Source organism: Alphaproteobacteria bacterium (assembly GCA_016870095.1).
GTDB lineage: Bacteria > Pseudomonadota > Alphaproteobacteria > Paracaedibacterales > VGCI01 > VGCI01.
The window spans coordinates 99,841-120,628 of record VGCI01000003.1 but is presented as its reverse complement, the minus strand read 5'-3'; the positions used below and the strand labels follow the sequence as shown (position 1 = coordinate 120,628).

Genomic DNA, 20,788 nt, shown 5'->3' with positions numbered 1-20,788 from the left:
CCTTATAAAATTATTAGGACTTAATTTGATTGCCGATTCTTGAGACGCTATATAAAAATCTTGCAATCTTCAGCAATACAACTTATCAAAAAGAAAGTATCATTTACCAAGAGAATTTAAAAATTATGTTATTGCGGCGAATTCCTTCTGCATATTTCCTTTGGCTTTGTGCAGTTTTATTCTACTTGTATCAATACATTATTAGAGTATCTCCTAGTGTCATGAAAGACGATTTGATGATCGCTTTCGACGTGACCGCCGGCGGCTTCAGTAGCTTATCTTCTTTTGCTCTTTATTGTTATGCGCTCATGCAAATACCTGTGGGGATGTTAGTTGATCGATACGGAACCCGCCGCATGATCTTATCCTCTATTGCTCTGTGCGTTTCAGGCGTGCTTCTCTTTTCTCACAGTGAACAATTGCTGTTTGGATATCTAGCCCGCATGATGATGGGCACCGGATCTGCGTGCGCATTTCTTTCTGTTAGTAAGATTGTAAATGAATGGTTTCCAGATAATCGGAAAGGTCTCATGATGGGCTTAACAGCCACATTTGGCACCTTTGGGGCTTACTTAGGAGGTCGACCGCTTGTCATGCTCATTGAAAGTCAAGGCTGGCGAGCAAGTTTAATGATTCTGGCTGCTATTGGATCTCTTGTTTTGCTGCTGAATTTCTTTATTCTCCCCCGTGCTTCAAAAAAAACAAAAGAGATTATACCTGGAGAAGAACACGCCTCATTCCAATCAGTGTTATCCGTATTCAAAAGTGGTCAGGCATGGTTGTTTGCTCTTGTTGCTATTGGTTTGTATCTTTCCATCGCTGTCGTCGCAGATTTATGGGGTGTTTCCTTCATGGAGGAAAAATTTGATATTAACCGGCAAGAGGCCGCACAAATGGTATCCTATATTTATTTTGGAACAGCCTGTGGCTGCCCCTTATTTGCTTGGATAAGTCGTCTTTTGGGCTCTGTAAAGCAGGCAATCATTCTTGGGGGCGTTGGTATAGTTGCGCTTCTAGCCTATATTGTATTTGTCCCAAATATTCCTATTTGGCTCGGCAATACTATTTTATTTTCAGTTGGAATTTGTACAGGAGCTGAAATTTTGTGTTTCATTGCCGCTTGCACAATCATGGGACCAGAAGTTGCCGGAACAATGACAGGATTTCTAAATGGAATCGTCAGTCTGGCCGCCGCCATGATTCAACAATATGTAGGACAAGTTCTTGACTATTTTTGGGAAGGACAAATGACAGAAGCAGGCATTCGCGCCTACTCCATTCATACTTATCAGGTCGCCTTTGGCGTGATTTTATTTGTAACTTGTATTTCAGTCATTCTTTCTTTGTTTATTAAGCAAAGTCAGGAATATCCAGAAAACTTAGAAAAAATATCTCCCTCACCAGCAACTTGATTATTAAAAGCCTGTAAAAGTCTTTCCAAATTCAACCTCTTCAGGGGTAGGTTTTCGCCCCAGATCAATATTGCGATGAGGAAAACGGCCAAACTTTGCAATAATATCCCTGTGATGACGTGCATAAGAAACTGTTTGTTCATTTCCCGGCAAACCTGAAAAAAGACGAATTCCTTCCTCTTGGTCGTCTAAATTTTCACTGTGCATAAAAGGCATATATAAGAAATTGTGATGTGCGAGAGATGTTAATTCTCTATCAAATCCTCTCTCTACAGCCCTTTTAGAAATGGTAAGGGCTAGGTCATCCGTTGCAAATGCTTTGGGGGAATTTCGAAACATATTGCGGGAAAATTGATCGAAAAGAATAACAAGGGCCAACGCTTCTTGGCCACTTTTAATCTCATCAAGTTTTTTATCTCGATAATCCGCCGCCATTTCTTCATATAACATGCCATATTGTTTCACGATGGTTGTATCAAAGTCATCATTTTTGGAAAACCAAAATGGCTCGACTTCTGCAGAAAACCAGAAATCAAGAATACCTTTAAGAAGGGGGTACTTAATATTTGGCATGTATAATCCTATTATTTTCTTATTTATTAACATTAAACACGTTTAGAAAATCTCTTCGAGGAATTTCCTTAACCTGACCTGGGTTTAAGTCTTCCAAAGAAAAAGGACCATAACTCACTCGAATCAAACGGTTCACTCTAAGCCCTAAGTATTCCATAACTTTTCGGATTTCACGATTTTTTCCCTCGTAAAGTGTCATAAAGAGCCAAGTATTTGAGCGCGTATTGTGACTTGGATCTTCTAATTGAGCTTCAATGCGGCCGTACGAAATACCATCTATTGTAACACCATGCACAAGATCTGCTAGCGCATTTTCATCAACTTCTCCATAAACACGAACCTGATAAGACCTTGCCCATCCTGTTGCAGGAAGCTCAGCATATCGCGATAATTCCCCATCATTGGTGAGAAGAAGCAATCCTTCAGAATTTAAATCCAAACGCCCAATAGAAATTACTCTCGGCATGGATGACGGTAAGTTTTCAAAGATTGTGGGACGACCCTGTGGATCATGATGAGTTGTTAAAAGATCAACAGGCTTATGGTATAACCAAAGTCGAGGTTCTGGCACTTCTGTTATGAGTTTTCCATCCACCATAATTTTCATTTTATCCGTCACAACTATGGCGGGGGTGGTTAGAATTTCTCCGTCAATCGTTACGCGACCCTCAAAGATCCAACGCTCCGCATCACGTCGAGAACAAAGACCCGCTCGGGCCATGCGTTTGGCAATGCGTTCTCCTACAATCGGCTGTGCAGTCAAAGATGTCGTCATTGTTTTGCAGCCTCTACAAGCCCTTGAAAAATATTTTTATCCGCATGACTAATATGATATTCCGGGTGCCATTGAATACCTAAGCAGAAAGGCCGTTGTGTATCTTCAATTCCCTCTATGATGCCATCAGAAGCCATTGCATTAATAACAAGTCCATTCCCTAATGTCTTAATGGCTTGATGGTGAGCACTATTCACGGGAATATTGCCTTCCACTATTGTAGAATAAACAAGTCTGTGTAACAGCGTATCTTCATAAATTTGCACATCATGCCCTGCCTCAGTTCGTGGATTGGGTTGTTCATGAGGTAAGCCATTATTGATTTCATCTGGAATATGTTGAATCAGGCTTCCCCCTAAAACAACATTCACAAGTTGCATTCCTCCACAAATACCGAGTACCGGTTTCTTTTTCTCGAGAGCTAACTCCAATAAACGCCATTCGAAAGTTGTTCTGTTTTGTTTGGTCCTTACAGTCTCGTGACGGTGGGCCTCGCCGTACAACGCGGGATCAATATCAAAATCTCCACCTGTAAATACAAAACCATCGGCTAGAGATGCATAATGTTCATCTAGCTCCTCATAGTGGGGAACAGGCAAAGGAATGCCTCCCGCAGCTAAAATAGCATCACAATAATTCTTGCGCAAAGCAAACCAAGGCATTTTTGAATAACCGCCCGGCTCTTCCACGTCGAGTGTTATTAGAATAAGTGGCTTAGTCGTCATTAACATCCTCATTTTTTAAATTTTTAACAATTTCCTGGTCTATAATTTTAGGTTTGGGATAAGTATGAGGATAACTGCTGGGCTCTAAAGGCTCCACGGGACCTTTTTTTCCACAAGAACTTACCAAAGTGCTAAGCCCTATCAAAAAAGCATATTTCCACATTTATTTTACCTTTTATGCTGATTCTTCTAACTCTAATAAACATCCAAAAACATCTTTAGGATGCATAAAAACAACGGGCTTACCTTGACTTCCTTGTTTAGGAACATCAATAAGTCTCACGTGCGCCGCGTTAACTTTATCCGATGACATATGAATATCTTGTACTTCAAAACAAAGATGATGCAAACCCCCTGCAGGATTTTTGGTTAGGAACCCTGCAATGGGTGAGTGGTCTCCTAAAGGTGTTATCAGTTCAAGTTTCGTATTAGATAGGTAAACAAAAACTGAGGTCACTCCGTGTTCCCACAAGTCCATAGCTTCAGAGACTTCTGCCCCCAAAACATCTCGATAAAACGTAACAGCTGCACCTAAATCAGGTACCGCAATTGCTACATGATTTAATCGATTCAGCATTTAAATTTTCACTCCCCTGATTTGCCTACATGTAAAAGTGACCCTGCTTATTGATAGGCAGTTTTGTAGGTTTTACACTTGTATTAAATGTACTTCAGTTAGAGGCTTCTTGCCTAGCCGAGTATTCACAACTCGGCGAATTGCAACACGAAGTGCCTCCGTTAGCACCTCTTCATTTTTATGATTATCTAATAATGTTTGGCGTATGACTCGGTTAATATCCCGTGACAATTCATCCATTTCCTCTCCCGGTTCGGCAACACCTAACATCGTAAGGTGCATCGGACGAGCCGGCTGTCCAACCTTATCAAGTGCAATGGTTACCACAATTGTTCCTTGAATAGACAAACGATAACGATCACGAAGCATCAGACTATCCATAGAAATTAACCGATTGCCATCAAAACCTTTTCGCCCCGTTGGCACATTATCAACGATCTCAGGCGAACCCGGCGCCAGACGAATTAACGTTCCATTTTCTGGCGTAATAGATTGAGCAATACCGCATTCTAAACCAAAGGCTGCATGGGCTTGAAGATGGCGAGCCTCTCCATGAACCGGGACTAGGATTTCAGGCCGAACCCATTCATACATTTGCCGAAGCTCATCCTGAGCAGGATGTCCAGATACGTGAATATCTTCCTCATGAGCCGTAATGACTTTTACGCCTTTTAAGACAAGACGATTTTGCAACGCACTAATACTCCGTTCATTACCCGGAATCATTCGAGATGAAAATATAACTGTATCTCCAGCATCAAGTTCTATAGCTGGATGCTGTCCTGAGGCAATACGTGAAAGCGCTGAACGAGGCTCTCCTTGAGAACCTGTAGCGATAAGCAAAATCCTATCCCGGGGCAATCCGTCTGCCGTTTCTTCATTAAGAAATCGGGGAATGTCCGTCAGGTATCCATTTTGACGTGCTGCTTCTTCCATACGTATTAAGGAACGGCCCACCAATACGGGTTGACGACCGTTTGCCCGTGCAGCCAATGCAGCTGTCTCTAAACGAGCAACGTTCGACGCAAAACAAGCCACAGCAACACGACCATTCGGATGACGACGAATCAAATCCGTAAGTTCTTCTCTTACGCCCTGTTCAGAACCTGAACTTCCTTCGTTAAGAACGTTTGTGGAATCACAAACCATGGCCAAAATACCCTTATCACCCAAGGCTTTAAGACGCTTATGATCGGTAACTTCTCCCACAAAAGGACTGCTGTCAATTTTCCAATCCCCTGTATGCAGAATTGTGCCGAGAGGTGTCGTAATCGCCAAAGCGTTTGGCTCCGGAATAGAGTGAGTCAAAGTAATGAATTCTACAGAAAATTTTCCAACCTGGATGGTACTTGAAAGGGGAACTTCAATAATCGGAACTTTCTTGCCCCACGAAATATCTTTAAGTTTTTGACGTAAAATGCTCGCGGTGAAGGGAGTTGCATAAACGGGACACTGCAAATGTTGCCACAGGTAGGGAACAGCCCCTATATGATCTTCATGCGCATGCGTAATAATAATTCCAACTAGTGAATCTCGACGCTCAGCAATGAAAGCCGGATCAGGTGTAATAATATCCACACCTAACCGATCTCCAAAAGTTATTCCTAAGTCTACCATAATCCATTCGTTATCGTGACCATAGAGATTGAGATTCATACCGATCTCGCCTGATCCTCCAAGAGGAAGAAACCATAGATCTTTTTTGGTTGGATTATATTTCACTTATATTTTATACCTAGATTAAATTTTTGTTTTTGATACAAGAGCACTACTCATTAAATAGGCTGTTCAGAAAGCCATTTCAAGTCTTTATAAAAGTTTAGGAACGAACTTATCTTGAAATAACCTCTAGCTCTATAAATTTCATGAAATTTCAGCCGACAATAGAGTTTCAATGCTATTATCTTCTCTTTTAATAAGAAGCCCACCGCTGGGATCTAATCCAATAAACTTTCCGCGGATTTTGTTTTCTCCCACAACTATAGATAGATCTTCTCCAAGACAATAAGCTCTTTGCAGCCACTTTTCTCGAATAAGCTCGAAACCGTCTTGTTTCCACATATGATAGAAAGTTTTGATTTGATCCAAAAGTTCAGAAAATAAAATCTCTAAAATTGGCGTCACTTTTGCATGCCGTTTTAAAGATGTCACGGGATAAGCCATATGAGAAGGGCTTGATAGAAGATTCACACCAATACCGACCACACAACTTTCAACTTGTTTTCCCCCACTGGACTCTGTTTCAATCAATATCCCGCCAACCTTTTCTTTATTTAAAAGTAAGTCATTTGGCCATTTATAAGACAAACTCTCGGGCAAGGATAGGAAAGATAAAATCGTCTCGCCAACGGCTAAAGCCATAACAAATGAAAGTTGATTGACTTGGCTCAAAGGACAGTGCGGCTTTAGGATAAAAGAACAGTATAAATTACCGGAATTAGATACCCACTCACGTCCTCGTCGACCTCGCCCCGCTGTTTGGCGGTCCGCTCGAACAACTGTGCCTTCTCCTGCGCCTTCCTTTAAAAGGTTCTTAGCAACATCATTCGTACTTTCAACAACAGGATATTCATGAAGAATGTAATTCAACAATAAATCCTCTACATATCAAATAGAGAAGCAACAGCATCGTTCGTGATGCGAATAATAGGATTCGGGAAAATAAAGATCCAAAGAAGACCTGCAACCGTCCCCAACAAAACAAAAGTCATGGCTGGCTCCCTTCGATAAGTACGATAATGCTCCGCCCATCGGTCCAAATCTGGGGCATCCATAAGAATAGCTTTGATAATCCAAAGATAGTAAGCCGCAGCAACGACGCTCGTCAGAACGCCAACAATTGCCAAAAAGTAAAAATTTGCGGCAACGGCTGCTTTAAATACGTACAATTTCCCTAGAAATCCTGCAAGAGGGGGAATGCCAGCCATTGAGAATAGGAGAAAACTTAAAATAAATGAAGTTCCTGGATAAAAACGAACGAGTCCTTTAAGATCTTGAATGTTATTTGTTTCCTGACTTCGGCGTGTAATGTTGAGAAGACACGCAAACACCCCAATAATCATGATGAGATATAACAGCATATATAACGTACTTGCTGTTACCCCTTCTTCAGTGCCCACAACGATGCCAATAAGCGCATATCCCATATTCCCAATAGAACTATATGCCAAAAGACGTTTGATGTTCCGTTGTGTTAGAGCTGCAAATGCTCCTAAAATCATTGAGGCTATTGCGATCGCCCCCAGCATAAGTTGCCATTGTCCCACGAAATGCAAAAAAGGGGATATAAAAACGCGTGTAATGAGAGCAAAACCTGCAATTTTGGGAGCTGAGGCCAAAAATGTTGTAATGGAAATAGGCGATCCTTCATACACATCTGGGGTCCACATGTGAAAAGGAACCGCAGAAATTTTAAAAACCAACCCAGCCATCAGGAAAACCAACCCAACCATTATAGACAAAGGAACATCATGAATTCCTTTCAAGACATGAGCTATAACATCAAAATTCGTTGTTCCTGTGTATCCATAAATTAACGAACAACCATATAGCAGCAAACTCGTGGACAGAGCTCCCAGAACAAAATACTTCATTCCAGCTTCTGAAGCTTTGGCATCGTCTCGACGTAATGTCGTCAATACGTATAGACTTAGACTTTGTAATTCAAGTCCCATAAACAAACTGATCAAGTCGTTTGCCGAAATCATAACCATCATTCCCAAAACAGCAAACAGGATCAAGATTGGGTATTCGTATTGAGCAATATCTTCTGAAGTTAGAGACTTTCGGCTCACCATTAACACAATAAGAGCTGAAGATATAATAAGGGCTTTCATCAAGATTGAAAAACTATCACTCACAAAAGCCCCTTGGAAACCAATTTCACGTTCTGCTGGCATCACACAAACAAGAACGAGAACCGCCCCTAAAGCAATTTTGGATAATAGCATTACGCGATTAAAAGCATAATCGCCCCTATACAAACCCAACACAAGAAGAACAAAAGCCACTCCCAATAGAACAAGTTCTGGAAAAATAAGGTTTAAATCTACACCCTCAAAAGCCAAATTCATAAAGACGCTCCCCACACAAACGAAGAATCAGGATTGGGCATCGCAATTTTATGAAGGCTCAAACTTTCCTTTTCATTCGCTTTTTCTATTACATTTGAGGCTTCTTCTTGAACCCAAGCCTTATGATTTTCAACCAACTCTTTAACTGCGGGATTGATAATATTTAAGAATGGCTGCGGATAAATTCCCAACCACAACACCAAAACTGCCAGTGAGCCTAGAATTATGCCTTCCCGCAAATTGAGGTCTAATATCGTTTTTAAATCTGCGTGAACTAATTTTCCAAAAATGACTCTTCGGTATAACCACAACGCATAACTTGCCCCCAAAACCATACCGATTGAGGCAAGAGTTGCAACCAGCGTATTCATTTGGAATGCACCCACAAGCACCAAGAATTCTCCCACAAATCCACTTGTTCCGGGCAATCCGATGGCCGCAAGGGTAAAAATTAAAAAGAATAGTGCATAAAAAGGCATACGGGACACGAGCCCTCCGTATCGATCAATTTCCCGGGTATGAAGTCGGTCATAAACCACTCCTACACACAAGAATAAAGCCCCGGCAACAATACCATGACTCAGCATTTGAATAATCGCCCCCGTCACCCCTTGGGTGTTGAGTGTAAAAATTCCTAAAGTCACAAAACCCATATGAGCAATAGAAGAATAGGCTATCAATTTTTTCATATCTGTTTGGACAAGAGCTATTAAAGATGCATAAAGAATGGCGATGATGCTGAGAACCATGATCAATGGAGTAAAAACAACTGTTGCACCTGGAAACAATGGAATCGAAAATCTTAAGAATCCATAAGCCCCCATTTTCAATAAGATTCCTGCTAAAATAACAGATCCTGCCGTTGGAGCCTCGACGTGAGCATCCGGCAACCATGTATGAACAGGCCACATAGGAATTTTGACGGCAAAAGAGGCAAAAAAGGCCAACCATAACCATCTCTGCGCTGCCAATGTAAAGGAGAAGTCCATGACGACTTGAAGGTCTGTGCTTCCCGTAATGTAATAGATAGATAAAATAGCTATTAACATTAAGACGGAGCCAAAAAAAGTATACAAAAAGAATTTAAAACAAGAATAAATTCGACGCTCCCCTCCCCAGATACCAATAATTAAGAACATGGGAATGAGCACACCTTCAAAGAAGACATAGAACAGGACGAGATCTAGGGCACAAAACATGCCAATCATGAATGTTTCTAGCAGTAAAAATACCATCATATATTCCCGTACACGAAATTGGATAGAATCCCAACTGGCTAAAATACATAAAGGTGTTAAAAAAGTTGTTAATAATACAAAAAATAAGGAAACACCATCAATTCCTAAATGATACCGAATACCTAAATCCTTAACCCAATTTGTCTTTTCAACAAATTGATATGATATTTGGCTCACATCAAAATTTATCCATAAAATAATTGACAAAGCAAAGGTTAGAAAAGATGTCCAAATGGCTACATTTCTTGCATTGCTTGCAATGGTCGACTCTTGCCCTTTCATAGCAAAAATAAAAAGACTGCCAACTAAGGGGAGAAAGATAATTGCGGAAAGGAGGGGAAGATTGTTCATAGGTTATAAACTTTTGAAATTAATAGCCACGTTGTTAAAGCAACAATACCTAACAACATAGCAAAGGCATAATGGGTAACATATCCCGTTTGCAAACGGGCCGCAAGGTGGGCAATAAACATAGAGACCGTTGTGAATCCATCCGGACCATAGCGATCAATAATTTTTTCATCTCCTTTTTTCCAGAATACCCAACCCAAGGCTAGAGCCCGAGCCACAAACAACCGATTATAAACCTCGTCTACAAATCCTTTATTAAGAGAAAAACTATATAAACGAGGCCATTTTAGGGCTAAACGATCAGGAATAATTTGATTTTGATAATAGAATAGGTAAGCGATAGAAATTCCCATAATAGCACATACAAGGGGCAGAAACCGCACCACATACGACAACAAGTTTGCCCCGCCGTGATGTAAACTTGCCGAAGGAATAGCATGTCCCCAGAACCCGGTGTTTAAAAATAAATCTTGCCCCAGATAGCCGGATACCATCGCCCCCAAGGCTAGGATATATAATGGAATTTTCATGGATTGAGACACTTCATGCACATGGGCCATGACACGGTCATCCGCACGGGGAGTTCCATGAAATGTAAGGAGCAACAATCGCCAGGAATAAAATGCGGTCATTATGGCCACAAAAAGTCCCAAAACAAAAGCAATTTCACCAACAACAGTACCTTTAAGATAGGCCGCTTCTAATATTGCGTCTTTAGAATAATAACCTGCAAAAAAGGGAATGCCCGCTAATGACAGATTGCCCACCCACATCATTGTATAGGTAATAGGAACCATAGCACGAATTCCCCCCATGCGACGAATGTCTTGTTCATCTGACATAGCGTGAATAACAGCACCTGAGCCTAAAAAGAGAAGAGCCTTAAAAAAAGCATGGGTTACGAGGTGGAACATGGCCGCACCATAGGCAGAAACGCCCACTGCAAAAAACATATATCCTAATTGACTGCATGTCGAATAAGCAATGATGCGTTTAATATCATTTTGAGTAACCGCTATAGCTGCCGCAAAGAACGCCGTTAAGGCTCCGATAATACAGATAAAATCCCGTATGAGAGGAGTTAATTCATATAAGGGCGACATTCTCACAAGTAAAAAAACGCCTGCAGTTACCATTGTTGCCGCATGAATCAAAGCAGATACGGGCGTAGGTCCTTCCATAGCATCTGGCAACCACGTATGAAGCCCTAGCTGCGCCGACTTCCCCATTGCACCAATTAGGAGCAAAGCACCAATCAAATTTAAGGCGTCAACAGGAAACCCTAAATAGTTAAAAATAGGACGACCCGCAGAACCGGTGGAGTAAGTCGCTAATTCTTTAAAAAGTATTTCAAAATCCATGGTTTGGAATATAGTAAAGATAGCACATATCCCTAGAGCCAACCCTACATCTCCAATCCGATTCATTACAAAAGCTTTTATAGCAGCCGCCCCTGCTGAAGGCTTTTCGTACCAAAACCCAATGAGCAAATAAGACGCGAGCCCTACACCTTCCCAACCAAAAAAAAGCTGGAGCAGGTTCGGAGCCGTAACAAGCGCCAACATGGCAAAAGTAAAAAAACTAAGGTAGGCCATAAATCGAGGAATACAATTATCGTTTTTCATGTAACCGATGGAATAAATATGAACAAGAAAAGAAACAAGAGAAACAATAAGCATCATCGTGACACTTAATGCGTCAAGCTTAATGCCCCACGAAACAGTAAATTGGTCCGTATGAATCCAGGGCAACGTCAATGTTGAAGCCTCCAGGTGCCCAAGCCCAACTTGTTGAAACAAAATAAGAGACGCCAAAACACAAATACCCATTAAGGTACAAGTAACGACTTGAAATAATCGATCTCCAAAGTCTAACCCTTCTTCCGTAAAGCTTTGGGGATTTAAACTTCCAAGACCGGCAATGACAAACCCAACCAATGGTGAAATGAGCGCCATTTCAGCAATATGAAATAAATTCATTCCTTCCCTTTCATGGCGTCATTAATAACTCAACAATAAACTTCTAAAAACTTGTAATTAATATGACATTAGCACGAGATTTGCTTACCGCCAATGGGGCGCGGATTGTGCTAAAACGAGAAAAAATATGCTCATTAAATACGACTCAGTGCCTTTAACCTGTTTTTATAGGTTAACTCTGCTTCACTTTAATCAAAATTTTGCGACGCAAATTCCGTAATCGGCGAATGAAAACTTGAGATTTTTCTTCTTGCATTTCTGCACGTTTATATGCCCAGATTACTGCTGGCGGAAAATTCCAAAATACGCTTCCTAAACGCTTTTTATGCAAACCCAGTTTGCGACTGGATAAAGGAGAAATAGGGCCGTAAGTAAACTGTAACATTTGCCCACCTTCGGCAAGTACAGCAAAACAGGCATCAGCAATATGGGCTTGAATGGTTTCGGACAAATTAACAAGGGGAATGCCAGAAATGACCGTACTCACTTTTCCAATAATGTGAGCCGGAAGAATATCCAAAAGATTTCTTGCATCTCCATTAATAACGGTCACTTGGGGAAAATGTTGGGTTAAAAATTTGCAAAGCTCTGGGTCCATTTCCACAACATAAATCTGCGTAGGGGTGACGCCATAGCGCAATAACGCCCGAGTGAATCTTCCCGTCCCTGCCCCGATTTCAACCACAAAACTTTCAGGGGTAGATTCCACATGACGACAAATAAAATTAGCCAAAGCCAGCGAGCTGGGTGTAACAGCTCCCAAAGCCTTGGGATTCTTTAAAAGACGTTTGAAAAAAAGGAGATTTTCATCTCGCTTGGCTTGTGCAATATCCTTTTTGGCTTGAGCGCTATACGTCATTGTTGTTGAAACTGCCAAACGAAACCCGGGGGAATATTCATCCAAGTTGACTCAATGCACCTTTGCTGAATGGCATCCCAAAACTTTAAGGGAGATACAGGGCTATAAGTAACATGAATAATTTTTGCACTGGGTTTTAATACCGCGAATGCTGCATTTATAAGGGACTTGCGTAAAATTTCAGGTAAGTACATTAAAGGGATTGCAGATACAACAACCCCAACTTTTTCACAAATTTTTGAATTAATTAATTCCGCAAGCTGATTCGCATCCCCTTCTATAACGGTAATAAGGGGAAGAGATTTGCGCATGAAATCACACATCTCACCATCAAGTTCTACTACGGTAAGATCTTGAGGTTGAACACCGCACTGCAGTAATGCCCGAGTGAGTCGACCTGTACCCGCTCCAATCTCAACGACAGGGGTTCCGGGCACATAGCTTTTCACGGCTTGCTTGGCTGCCAGTAGGGATAATTTTACTGATATAGGGGCAAGTGTACCCAATTGACGAGGATTTTGTACCCACCGACGAAAAAACAATCTATTTTCTGCCCGTCTTATTTGAGATTCATTCACGATTTTCACCTATACTCCCCTTGGAAAATCACTGACTTTTTTATAGACGGATTTAAGGTCTTGCGCAACAAGTGAATGGGTTTTTTCTTTAATTATTTTGGAAAAATCATGAATTTAACCCTTTAAACAATTTTTTCTCATCCTTAGAATATTACCAATATTCACTTCTCATTAAAGTTTTTGTGCCCATAATATTTTTATAGTTGTGCCGACATAAATTCGGGAAGTGAACATGAAACGTAACCTTTTAATAATCTTTTTTACAAGCCTAATTTCTACAGGAAGTGCTAAGATTAATGACCAATCCATTATGACTAGCCAACCCGTCTGCACTCCAAAAATTACAATACAAGATTGGAAAATTGCTCCCGGAACCTGGGGAACAGGAAAGCCTGAAATGGAAAAAAAGGATTCCCTTTCCCTTACAAAACAATTTACAGCAGATATTGTTGTTTTTTTTAACACGATGTTTCCCTCAAATGAGCGAGAAAAATCTATTCACACTTGCAAACGGGCTATACCGGCACAACAAAAATCACAAGCCTGTCTCGACAAAAAATTAATGATAGAAGATGAGCGTCAAAATTTTGTAAAAAGGCTATTTCTCATTTTAGCAGATGCGCCTTTACAATTCACAGAACAGGCAAACAACATACCTTCTCTAAAAACCTGGCCTTATCCGTTAGCTGTCGCTTTATCTCACGGTCAAAGAATTCTTTTTGATATGGAAATTGGAGATGGGAATACACTCTATAATCTTTTGTTAACTGGGGATTTTTCGAAAATTCCGCAAATTGATATGACACGACTTGGAGCAAGCCATGGTTTTAGTGCTGAAATGCTCAATGGAAAACTAGAAATAAAAGAAAAAAAATTAGGCGGATTGAAAAATTTACCTAAAAATATGATGCTCGGAATTACAGGAAAACATCGGGGAGTTAATATTGCTATTGGCGGGGTGGGTAATCCTGATAAATTTAATCAGGAAATTGCTCCCGAAGGATTTCGGTATGATAATTCAACAAAGACGGTTTCTCCAAAAGTTCAACACGGTCATGCTTACTTACAGGTCAGTAATTTTAATAAAAACAGATCCGCATTAATGGTGGGAATAGAAGGAAGTATGCCATGCACAACGTGCAGTAACATGTATGGCAATAAACATACCGCTAAAAGTGGTTTTGTTAGTAGTGAAAATCTTCCTTCCCTTATGGGCGGACAAAAAATGTTACCACTCCTAAAAGAACGACAATGTGCTTTTCCAGCGCCTATCGGGGGCATGTGGGTTAAAGGGATTGACAAGGAATATTTAGACCATCTAAACAAGCTCTTCCAAACGGTTTTGCAGATGCCGATTGGGGACCAAGAAAAACTCTTTAAAGAGATTCTGGTTGCAGATGGAGAAGCCGCAAAAAATATTCTTAAGAGCAAATTTCCAAATCTTTATCAGCCCAAAGTCTTAGCCAAAAACTAAAGATACAGGCTTATGACAATCGTTCAATAGCGATGGCAGTCGCTTCGCCTCCACCTATACATAAGGCAGCAATTCCTTTCGAACGCCTCGTTTTTTCTAAAGCGTGCGTCAACGTCACTAGAATGCGAGCTCCACTGGCACCCAAAGGATGACCTAAGGCTGTCGCTCCCCCCCAAATATTAACTTTCTCGTGGGGAATATTTAGTTTTTTCATCGCCGCCATTGTTACGACGGCAAATGCTTCGTTAATTTCAAATAAATCAACATCTTCCGTTGACCAATTTAGGTTTTCAAGCAATTTTTCGATAGCTTTTATAGGAGCGGTTGTAAACCATTCTGGCTCTTGGGCGTGAGAAACATGCCCTCGGATGACAGCTTTTGCCTCCAATCCTCGTCTCTTTGACTCTCCCGCCGACATCAGCACAAGTGCAGCTGCCCCATCCGCAAGGGATGAGGAGTTAGCTGCTGTCACCGTTCCATTGGCTTGAAATGCAGGCTTGAGATGAGGAATTTTATCAATTTTAACTTTGCTCGGTGTCTCATCTTGATGTATTTCTAAGCGATTTTTTCCCATAATAAGATCAATGGGAGCTATTTCTGCCTGAAAATATCCCTTTGATGCGGCTAATTGTACCCGACGATAAGACTCCATGGCATAATCATCTTGAGCTTGGCGAGTCACTTGGAAGTGTGTTGCCGTATCTTCTGCAAAGTTCCCCATCAATTTTCCGGGATGATAGGGATCTTCTAAACCATCATAAAGAAGATGATCCACCACTTTTCCGTGACCTAAGCGATAGCCTCCTCGGGCACGATCCAGCAAATAGGGGGCATTTGTCATACTCTCCATGCCACCTGCAATGATGATTCGACGATTATCAAGACAGATCTGATCATGCGCGTTCATGACCGCTTTCATACCAGAACCACAAACTTTATTAATCGTTGTACAAGGTGTTGTGTTGGAGACACCGGCTCCAATTGCAGCTTGGCGAGCAGGAGCTTGGCCTATTCCGGCAGGTAAAACACATCCCATAATCACTTCATTAATATCTTTTGGATCTAAAGCAGATGCCTGAAAAGCCCCTTCAATGGCAATACTTCCCAACTGGGGAGCTTGTAAAGCCGAAAGGGCTCCTTGAAATGCACCCATAGGAGTACGTTTTGCCGCTGTAATAACAATATCATTGTCATTAAATGATAATGTGATCTTAGTTTGAGTCATATTCATTCAACCATTTAGAGATCTTGTGATTAAATAATAGAGAAAAATTCATTAAGATTCTATGAAAGTATTATGAAAAATGAAATTGAGGGTAAATGGTCGGAACGGCGGGATTTGAACCCACGACCCCTATCCCCCCAGAATAGTGCGCTACCAGGCTGCGCTACGTTCCGACTTCTTCGAAATATACTAATCTAGCCCGGGGATTGCAAGAGAAGACCTGCGGTTATTAGATTCTTTGATTATTTCTACCAAATTCGATCCTAAGAAATATTTCTCAGGATCGAATGTCTTACAATTCTATAAAATCGGCACAATCGATTTAAATGGCACCAATTCCTTTTTTTCGCTACGCGCTAACTCATACTGTTTCACAAAACTATCAAAGGCTTTTTGGTCGAGAATCTTTAAACCTTTTACTCTATCAAAAGTTGCGGCTTTTATATTCCCTTGTTTAAAATCTTGAGTCCAATAGATTTGTATTTCATCAGCATACTGGAAATATACGGGTAGCCTTTCCCAAAAAGCTTTTCCTTTATTAATAGTATCCTCATCCGAACTTTGGACAAATCCTTGCGTTTCTGCCCGTGTACGCAACGCATTGATTCGATTTTGATCCGTTGACCCGCATAACAGCAAAATAATTTTATATTTTCTCTCTTTTAATCTCTCGTAGAGACTACTTATTTCTTTGGCTGTGGAGGTTGTTCCATGCGCAATATTGTAATTTTGCGTATATGCATTATTTAGAATCTTGCATGCTATGTAATTTGAACCAGCACGCCACTTTTCATAAGCTGAATTTAGTAAAAGTCGATAAGAAGGTGTTCTGCTGATTTGATAATTCGTTAGAGACTGAAGATATGTATTAATCATAAATTTCAATGCTCTTTGATCAGGATCGGCATAAACAAACTCAGAGTTTTCTTGCAAATACGTTTCCAGAATTGTTGACTTACTCGCACCAGGCCCTCCCGCTGTCGCAACGTAAATTAACTGATTCACAGAAGGTTTTTGACCCCGAAAACAAAGTTGGCTGATATTGTTAAGCTCATCATCAATAAGTCGACGCTCTTCCTCGGAGTAATTTTTGAGGTGCCCATCTACAAATTGACCTGGAATGAGTTCAGGCGTATTGCCTAAAACTGAGTTCATTAAAATAATTGATAGGGAAATTATGGAAAGCAGTTTGTTTAAATTAAGGAGTTTCATATTTTATTTTCCTTACGGGTTTAAATATTTTGTTGAGTAATCTTAAATTTAAATTTAGATGATATTATATATAATTTTATAGGGTAGTTGGTCAATGCTTATAACTTTTTAGAGTGCCGTTTCAAAAATCCAGAAAAAATTATTTTCCGACGGACTTTTTGAAAACAGGAGAGGCTCGAAAGCTAATCACTTGACGAGGTGAGATTTTAGCATCTTTGCCCGTGCGAGGATTACGCCCAACTCGTTCTTTCTTTTGAAGAATAGAAAACGTTCCAAAAGAGGAAATTTTCACATGATCTCCCTTAGCCAAAGCTTTTTCAATTTCTTCTAAGGTTTTTTTCAAAATTTCAGAAGCTTGTTGACGTGTCAATTTATTATCTTGGGTTATTTTGTTAATTAAATCAGCCCGAGTTACTGTCTCAGCTGTCATCATAATTCTCCATTCTTTTTAGTTATTCATTACCACCTTATTAAGGCAGATCCCCAGGTAAATCCACCACCCATTGCTTCAATAACAACCAACTGCCCCGTTAAAATTTTTCCATCTGCTTCTGCCTGAGCCAGAGCTAAGGGGATGGAAGCCGCAGATGTATTCGCGTGTTTATCAACGGTTATGACAACACGCTCCGGTGGCAAATCAAAATGCTTTGCTACAGCATTTATGATTCGTATGTTCGCTTGGTGAGGGACGAACCAGTCGATATCTTGAGGGGTAAGCCCATGAAATTCAAGTGCTTTTTTAACAGCACCCCCAATTTTTTCTACGGCGCACTTCATAACTTCACGACCCTGCATCCTTATGTATCCAATTGAGCCGCCTCGACCCGGGCCTCCATCAACATATAATGCATCTCGACATCGTCCATCTGAATAAAGATGTGTGGACAAAATGCCTCGCTGAGAAAATGATTCAGAGTCAGCATTTTGCTCAGCTTGAAGGACAAGAGCTCCTGCTCCATCCCCAAACAAGACTGCTGTTCCCCGGTCTGTCGGATCAAGCAACCGTGACATCGTTTCGGCCCCAATCACGAGAGCGGTTTTAATTTGACCACAACGGATAAAATTATCAGCAACACTTAAAGCATAAACAAAACCAGAACAGACCGCTTGAACGTCAAATGCAAAAGCGTTATGTGCCCCTAGCTTTTTTTGGACAGTAACAGCAGCAGCTGGAAAGGTATCATCAGCTGTTGTGGTCGCCAAAACAATTAAATCTATATTGTCGGCTTGGATGCCTGCTCGCTGGAGAGCTTGAGATGCCGCTTGGGTTGCTAAATCAGAAGTCATCTCTCCTTCTGCAGCTACATGACGTTGGTGAATGCCGGTACGTTCTACAATCCATTCGTGGGTGGTATCCATTGTTGCAGCCAAATCATGATTTGTAACAATTTGCTTAGGAAGATAGGCCCCACACCCTTTGACAACTGATCGAATAGCCATTGTATTATTTTTCTTCTTTTAAAAAGCGTTCTAAATCCTCTGCAATTTGCCCTGAGGCTGCATCTGAAGCTAGAGAAGCTGCAACACGAATTGCATTGGCGAATCCAAATGCATCCATACCCCCGTGACTTTTCACAGCTATTCCTTTTAAGCCTAAAAATAGGGCGCCATTGTGCATACGAGGATCAATACGATTTTTCATATTTTGAAAGGCACCTTTAGCCATTAAATACCCCAATTTACCACGCCAAGATTGGCGCAAAGACTGTTCTAACATTTTTTGAATGAGTTTTGCTGTGCCTTCCATGGTCTTCAAAGCAACATTACCCGTAAATCCGTCTGTCACGACTATATCTGTCGTGCCAGATGTAATGTCATCACCTTCCACAAATCCATGGAAATTCAAATGCTTCAAGTTACGTATTTTTTGTGCCGCTTCTTGAACAATGGCATTGCCCTTTACTTCTTCCGTACCCACGTTCAGCAATCCAATCGTTGGACTGGCCTTTTTTAATAACCTTTGACCAAAGACATGACCTAAAATTGCAAATTGAGTGATATTTTCAGAGGTACACTCTACGTTTGCGCCAAAATCCATGACAAGAGCTTGACCCGTCAAAGTTGGGATCGTCGTAGCCAGAGCGGGGCGATCAATCCCCTCGAAAGTTTTAAGTAGCAACTTGCTTAAAGCCATGTAGGCACCCGTATTTCCCGCAGAAACGACAGCGGCAGCTTCACCTTTCGCGACAGCATCAATAGCCATACGCATACTTGATTTGGGAAGAGTGCGAATCGCTACAACCACTTTCATTTCATTTGTAATGACTTCATCCGTATGAATAATCTTAAAATATTGTTTGTACTGGGGATGTTTTAATAGGAAAGGATTAATTTTATGCTCGTCACCAAATACGAGAAAAGTACATTTTAAGCCATTGGAAAGAGCTTTGGCGGCTCCATCAATAACAATTTGGGGAGCTGAATCTCCCCCCATTGCATCCAATGATATTACAAATGACATTATAAGGTTCCTCCCAAAGGAAAGATCACCTTATGTGTCTTGTTGGTCAGCTTGAGCTTCCAACTTGGAAACAACCTGCCGCCCTTTGTAATGGCCACAAGATCCACAAATATGATGCGGAAGCTTACGAGCACCACAATTTGGGCATTCACCACTATGAATCGATGTCAGAGCATGATGCGCACGGCGCATATCTCTACGAGACTTTGATGTTTTTTTCTTTGGAACAGCCATTCTTTTAAAACTCCAGATAACATAGATTTCAGACAGTCTTGCTACAGTTTTTATCGCAAATTCACCCAAAGAGCAAGCACAAAAGGCAATTCAAAACAAAAAAGAAAACTTAGATAAAAGCTTAAAGTTAACCCTATAAGACCTTAAAATCGGGCTTTTAAATTCTAGACGAACAATTTAAAAAAATGAATCTCCCTCTTCTGAGTTATTAAAATACCCCTGTAAAAACCTGTTGATCACACCTCCCCGTTGTTGGAGATTCAGTTTACTTTGGACTGAGGGAGCATTCACTGGGGTAAAGTAATTTGATCCGCATTGGCCCTTTCAGATTCATCAGGACTTTCAAGGCCATAACTTACTGGAACACTAGTGAATACAAAGAAACAGAGAATGAGAAATTTATATATTTATGTTGATGTCTCTGAAGCAAGTTTTGAACCCCTTAAAAAACTTTTTAATATTAATAGTTATAATAAAATCATCTCTTAAATTTTTATCTACTATCATTCTTTCTACTTCTTTTTTAATACTTCTAATGCTTGCGCTAAGGGACTTAAGGTCTCTTTACTCTCGTCTTGAGAAAATTCTGGGGCGCCAGGTGCATGGGGAAAAGGATCTAAATTTAAATAAAGATATTGAGCAGCTGTCTCACCTAAATCAATGGATTCTGAAGTATAATACTCAATGTCGCGTTCATCTTCTAAGTCAATGATAAACTCTTCATCCTTATTTTCTTCCCGAGAAGGACGTAACAGAATATTAACAATCACATGAACTTGGGCCGGCACATCTTTAAGTGTTGATACACAACTTTGAATGACATCCCCAACGACTGTTCCCTCAATTCGGTAACAGCCAGGCTCTGATTCCTGAAACAATTCAAAATCAGCTTTCAAAAAGTGAATAGCCACGAGTTGAAACCGTCTTGTCAGACCTCGACACTCTTCCTCTTTGGCTTCTATGTGATATTTTGCACCTGTTGCCCCGATTTCATCAAAAAGGACAATTCGACTGAATTCAATATTTGGATCCGACTCCATCT

General features: G+C 40.7%; 20 protein-coding genes and 1 tRNA gene. 2 read left to right on the top strand and 19 right to left on the bottom strand.

What is annotated here, in order from left to right; translation table 11 throughout:
* Positions 1–125 precede the first annotated feature (125 nt).
* The gene (locus FJX03_03395) at positions 126–1,412 is read left to right on the top strand and encodes an MFS transporter (protein MBM3632738.1); all 1,287 of its coding nucleotides are present in this window, start codon (positions 126–128) and stop codon (positions 1,410–1,412) included.
* 3 nt (positions 1,413–1,415) lie between these two features.
* On the opposite strand, the gene FJX03_03390 is transcribed toward FJX03_03395, so the two are convergent.
* From FJX03_03390 to FJX03_03340, 11 genes are all read right to left on the bottom strand, one after another.
* Positions 1,416–1,985: a DUF924 domain-containing protein gene (locus FJX03_03390; GenBank protein MBM3632737.1), complete on the bottom strand. Its 570-nt coding sequence runs from the start codon at positions 1,983–1,985 to the stop codon at positions 1,416–1,418.
* Positions 1,986–2,004: 19 nt separating this feature from the next.
* Positions 2,005–2,760 carry an rRNA pseudouridine synthase gene (locus FJX03_03385; protein ID MBM3632736.1) on the bottom strand — a complete coding sequence of 252 codons (756 nt, stop codon included), beginning with the start codon at positions 2,758–2,760 and terminating at the stop codon, positions 2,005–2,007.
* Positions 2,757–3,491: a gamma-glutamyl-gamma-aminobutyrate hydrolase family protein gene (locus FJX03_03380; GenBank protein MBM3632735.1), complete on the bottom strand. Its 735-nt coding sequence runs from the start codon at positions 3,489–3,491 to the stop codon at positions 2,757–2,759. Before FJX03_03380 ends, FJX03_03385 begins: the two co-directional genes overlap by 4 nt.
* Before the next feature lie 169 nt (positions 3,492–3,660).
* Complete coding sequence (gene mce, locus FJX03_03375) at positions 3,661–4,062, bottom strand: methylmalonyl-CoA epimerase (GenBank protein ID MBM3632734.1); 402 nt, start codon at positions 4,060–4,062, stop codon at positions 3,661–3,663.
* 72 nt (positions 4,063–4,134) lie between these two features.
* A complete protein-coding gene (locus FJX03_03370) occupies positions 4,135–5,718 on the bottom strand; it encodes a ribonuclease J (protein ID MBM3632733.1) in 1,584 nt (527 codons plus the stop codon).
* A gap of 207 nt (positions 5,719–5,925) precedes the next feature.
* Positions 5,926–6,654: a biotin--[acetyl-CoA-carboxylase] ligase gene (locus FJX03_03365; protein ID MBM3632732.1), complete on the bottom strand. Its 729-nt coding sequence runs from the start codon at positions 6,652–6,654 to the stop codon at positions 5,926–5,928.
* A gap of 8 nt (positions 6,655–6,662) precedes the next feature.
* A complete protein-coding gene (gene nuoN, locus FJX03_03360) occupies positions 6,663–8,135 on the bottom strand; it encodes an NADH-quinone oxidoreductase subunit NuoN (GenBank protein MBM3632731.1) in 1,473 nt (490 codons plus the stop codon).
* Positions 8,132–9,724 carry an NADH-quinone oxidoreductase subunit M gene (locus FJX03_03355; GenBank protein ID MBM3632730.1) on the bottom strand — a complete coding sequence of 531 codons (1,593 nt, stop codon included), beginning with the start codon at positions 9,722–9,724 and terminating at the stop codon, positions 8,132–8,134. Before FJX03_03355 ends, nuoN begins: the two co-directional genes overlap by 4 nt.
* A complete protein-coding gene (gene nuoL / locus FJX03_03350) occupies positions 9,721–11,703 on the bottom strand; it encodes an NADH-quinone oxidoreductase subunit L (GenBank protein MBM3632729.1) in 1,983 nt (660 codons plus the stop codon). Before nuoL ends, FJX03_03355 begins: the two co-directional genes overlap by 4 nt.
* 172 nt (positions 11,704–11,875) lie before the next feature.
* Positions 11,876–12,607: a methyltransferase domain-containing protein gene (locus FJX03_03345; GenBank protein ID MBM3632728.1), complete on the bottom strand. Its 732-nt coding sequence runs from the start codon at positions 12,605–12,607 to the stop codon at positions 11,876–11,878.
* Positions 12,559–13,149, bottom strand: coding sequence for a methyltransferase domain-containing protein (locus FJX03_03340; protein MBM3632727.1), 591 nt, complete (start codon positions 13,147–13,149; stop codon positions 12,559–12,561). Before FJX03_03340 ends, FJX03_03345 begins: the two co-directional genes overlap by 49 nt.
* Positions 13,150–13,372: 223 nt before the next feature.
* Here FJX03_03340 and FJX03_03335 point away from each other — a divergent pair, with 223 nt between their 5' ends.
* The gene (locus FJX03_03335; protein ID MBM3632726.1) at positions 13,373–14,614 is read left to right on the top strand and encodes a hypothetical protein; all 1,242 of its coding nucleotides are present in this window, start codon (positions 13,373–13,375) and stop codon (positions 14,612–14,614) included.
* A 10-nt stretch (positions 14,615–14,624) separates the two neighbouring features.
* Here the strand turns inward: FJX03_03335 and FJX03_03330 are convergent, their stop codons facing one another.
* The 8 genes from FJX03_03330 to FJX03_03295 all read right to left on the bottom strand — a co-directional run bounded on the left by FJX03_03330 (position 14,625) and on the right by FJX03_03295 (position 20,786).
* Positions 14,625–15,839, bottom strand: a complete 1,215-nt coding sequence (locus tag FJX03_03330; GenBank protein ID MBM3632725.1) for an acetyl-CoA C-acyltransferase — start codon at positions 15,837–15,839, stop codon at positions 14,625–14,627.
* Positions 15,840–15,935: 96 nt separating this feature from the next.
* Positions 15,936–16,012: transfer RNA gene (locus FJX03_03325), tRNA-Pro, on the bottom strand.
* A gap of 127 nt (positions 16,013–16,139) precedes the next feature.
* On the bottom strand, positions 16,140–17,051 hold the full coding sequence (locus FJX03_03320) for a hypothetical protein (GenBank protein ID MBM3632724.1): 912 nt from the start codon (positions 17,049–17,051) through the stop codon (positions 16,140–16,142).
* Between the two features lie 139 nt (positions 17,052–17,190).
* A complete protein-coding gene (locus tag FJX03_03315; GenBank protein ID MBM3632723.1) occupies positions 17,191–17,481 on the bottom strand; it encodes an integration host factor subunit alpha in 291 nt (96 codons plus the stop codon).
* Positions 17,482–17,510: 29 nt separating this feature from the next.
* Positions 17,511–18,491 (bottom strand): ketoacyl-ACP synthase III, encoded by a 981-nt coding sequence (locus tag FJX03_03310; protein ID MBM3632722.1) that lies wholly within the window; start codon positions 18,489–18,491, stop codon positions 17,511–17,513.
* A gap of 4 nt (positions 18,492–18,495) precedes the next feature.
* A complete protein-coding gene (gene plsX, locus FJX03_03305) occupies positions 18,496–19,512 on the bottom strand; it encodes a phosphate acyltransferase PlsX (GenBank protein ID MBM3632721.1) in 1,017 nt (338 codons plus the stop codon).
* Positions 19,513–19,542: 30 nt separating this feature from the next.
* On the bottom strand, positions 19,543–19,746 hold the full coding sequence (locus FJX03_03300) for a 50S ribosomal protein L32 (GenBank protein MBM3632720.1): 204 nt from the start codon (positions 19,744–19,746) through the stop codon (positions 19,543–19,545).
* 512 nt (positions 19,747–20,258) lie between these two features.
* Positions 20,259–20,786 (bottom strand): DUF177 domain-containing protein, encoded by a 528-nt coding sequence (locus FJX03_03295; GenBank protein ID MBM3632719.1) that lies wholly within the window; start codon positions 20,784–20,786, stop codon positions 20,259–20,261.
* Positions 20,787–20,788: the final 2 nt, after the last annotated feature.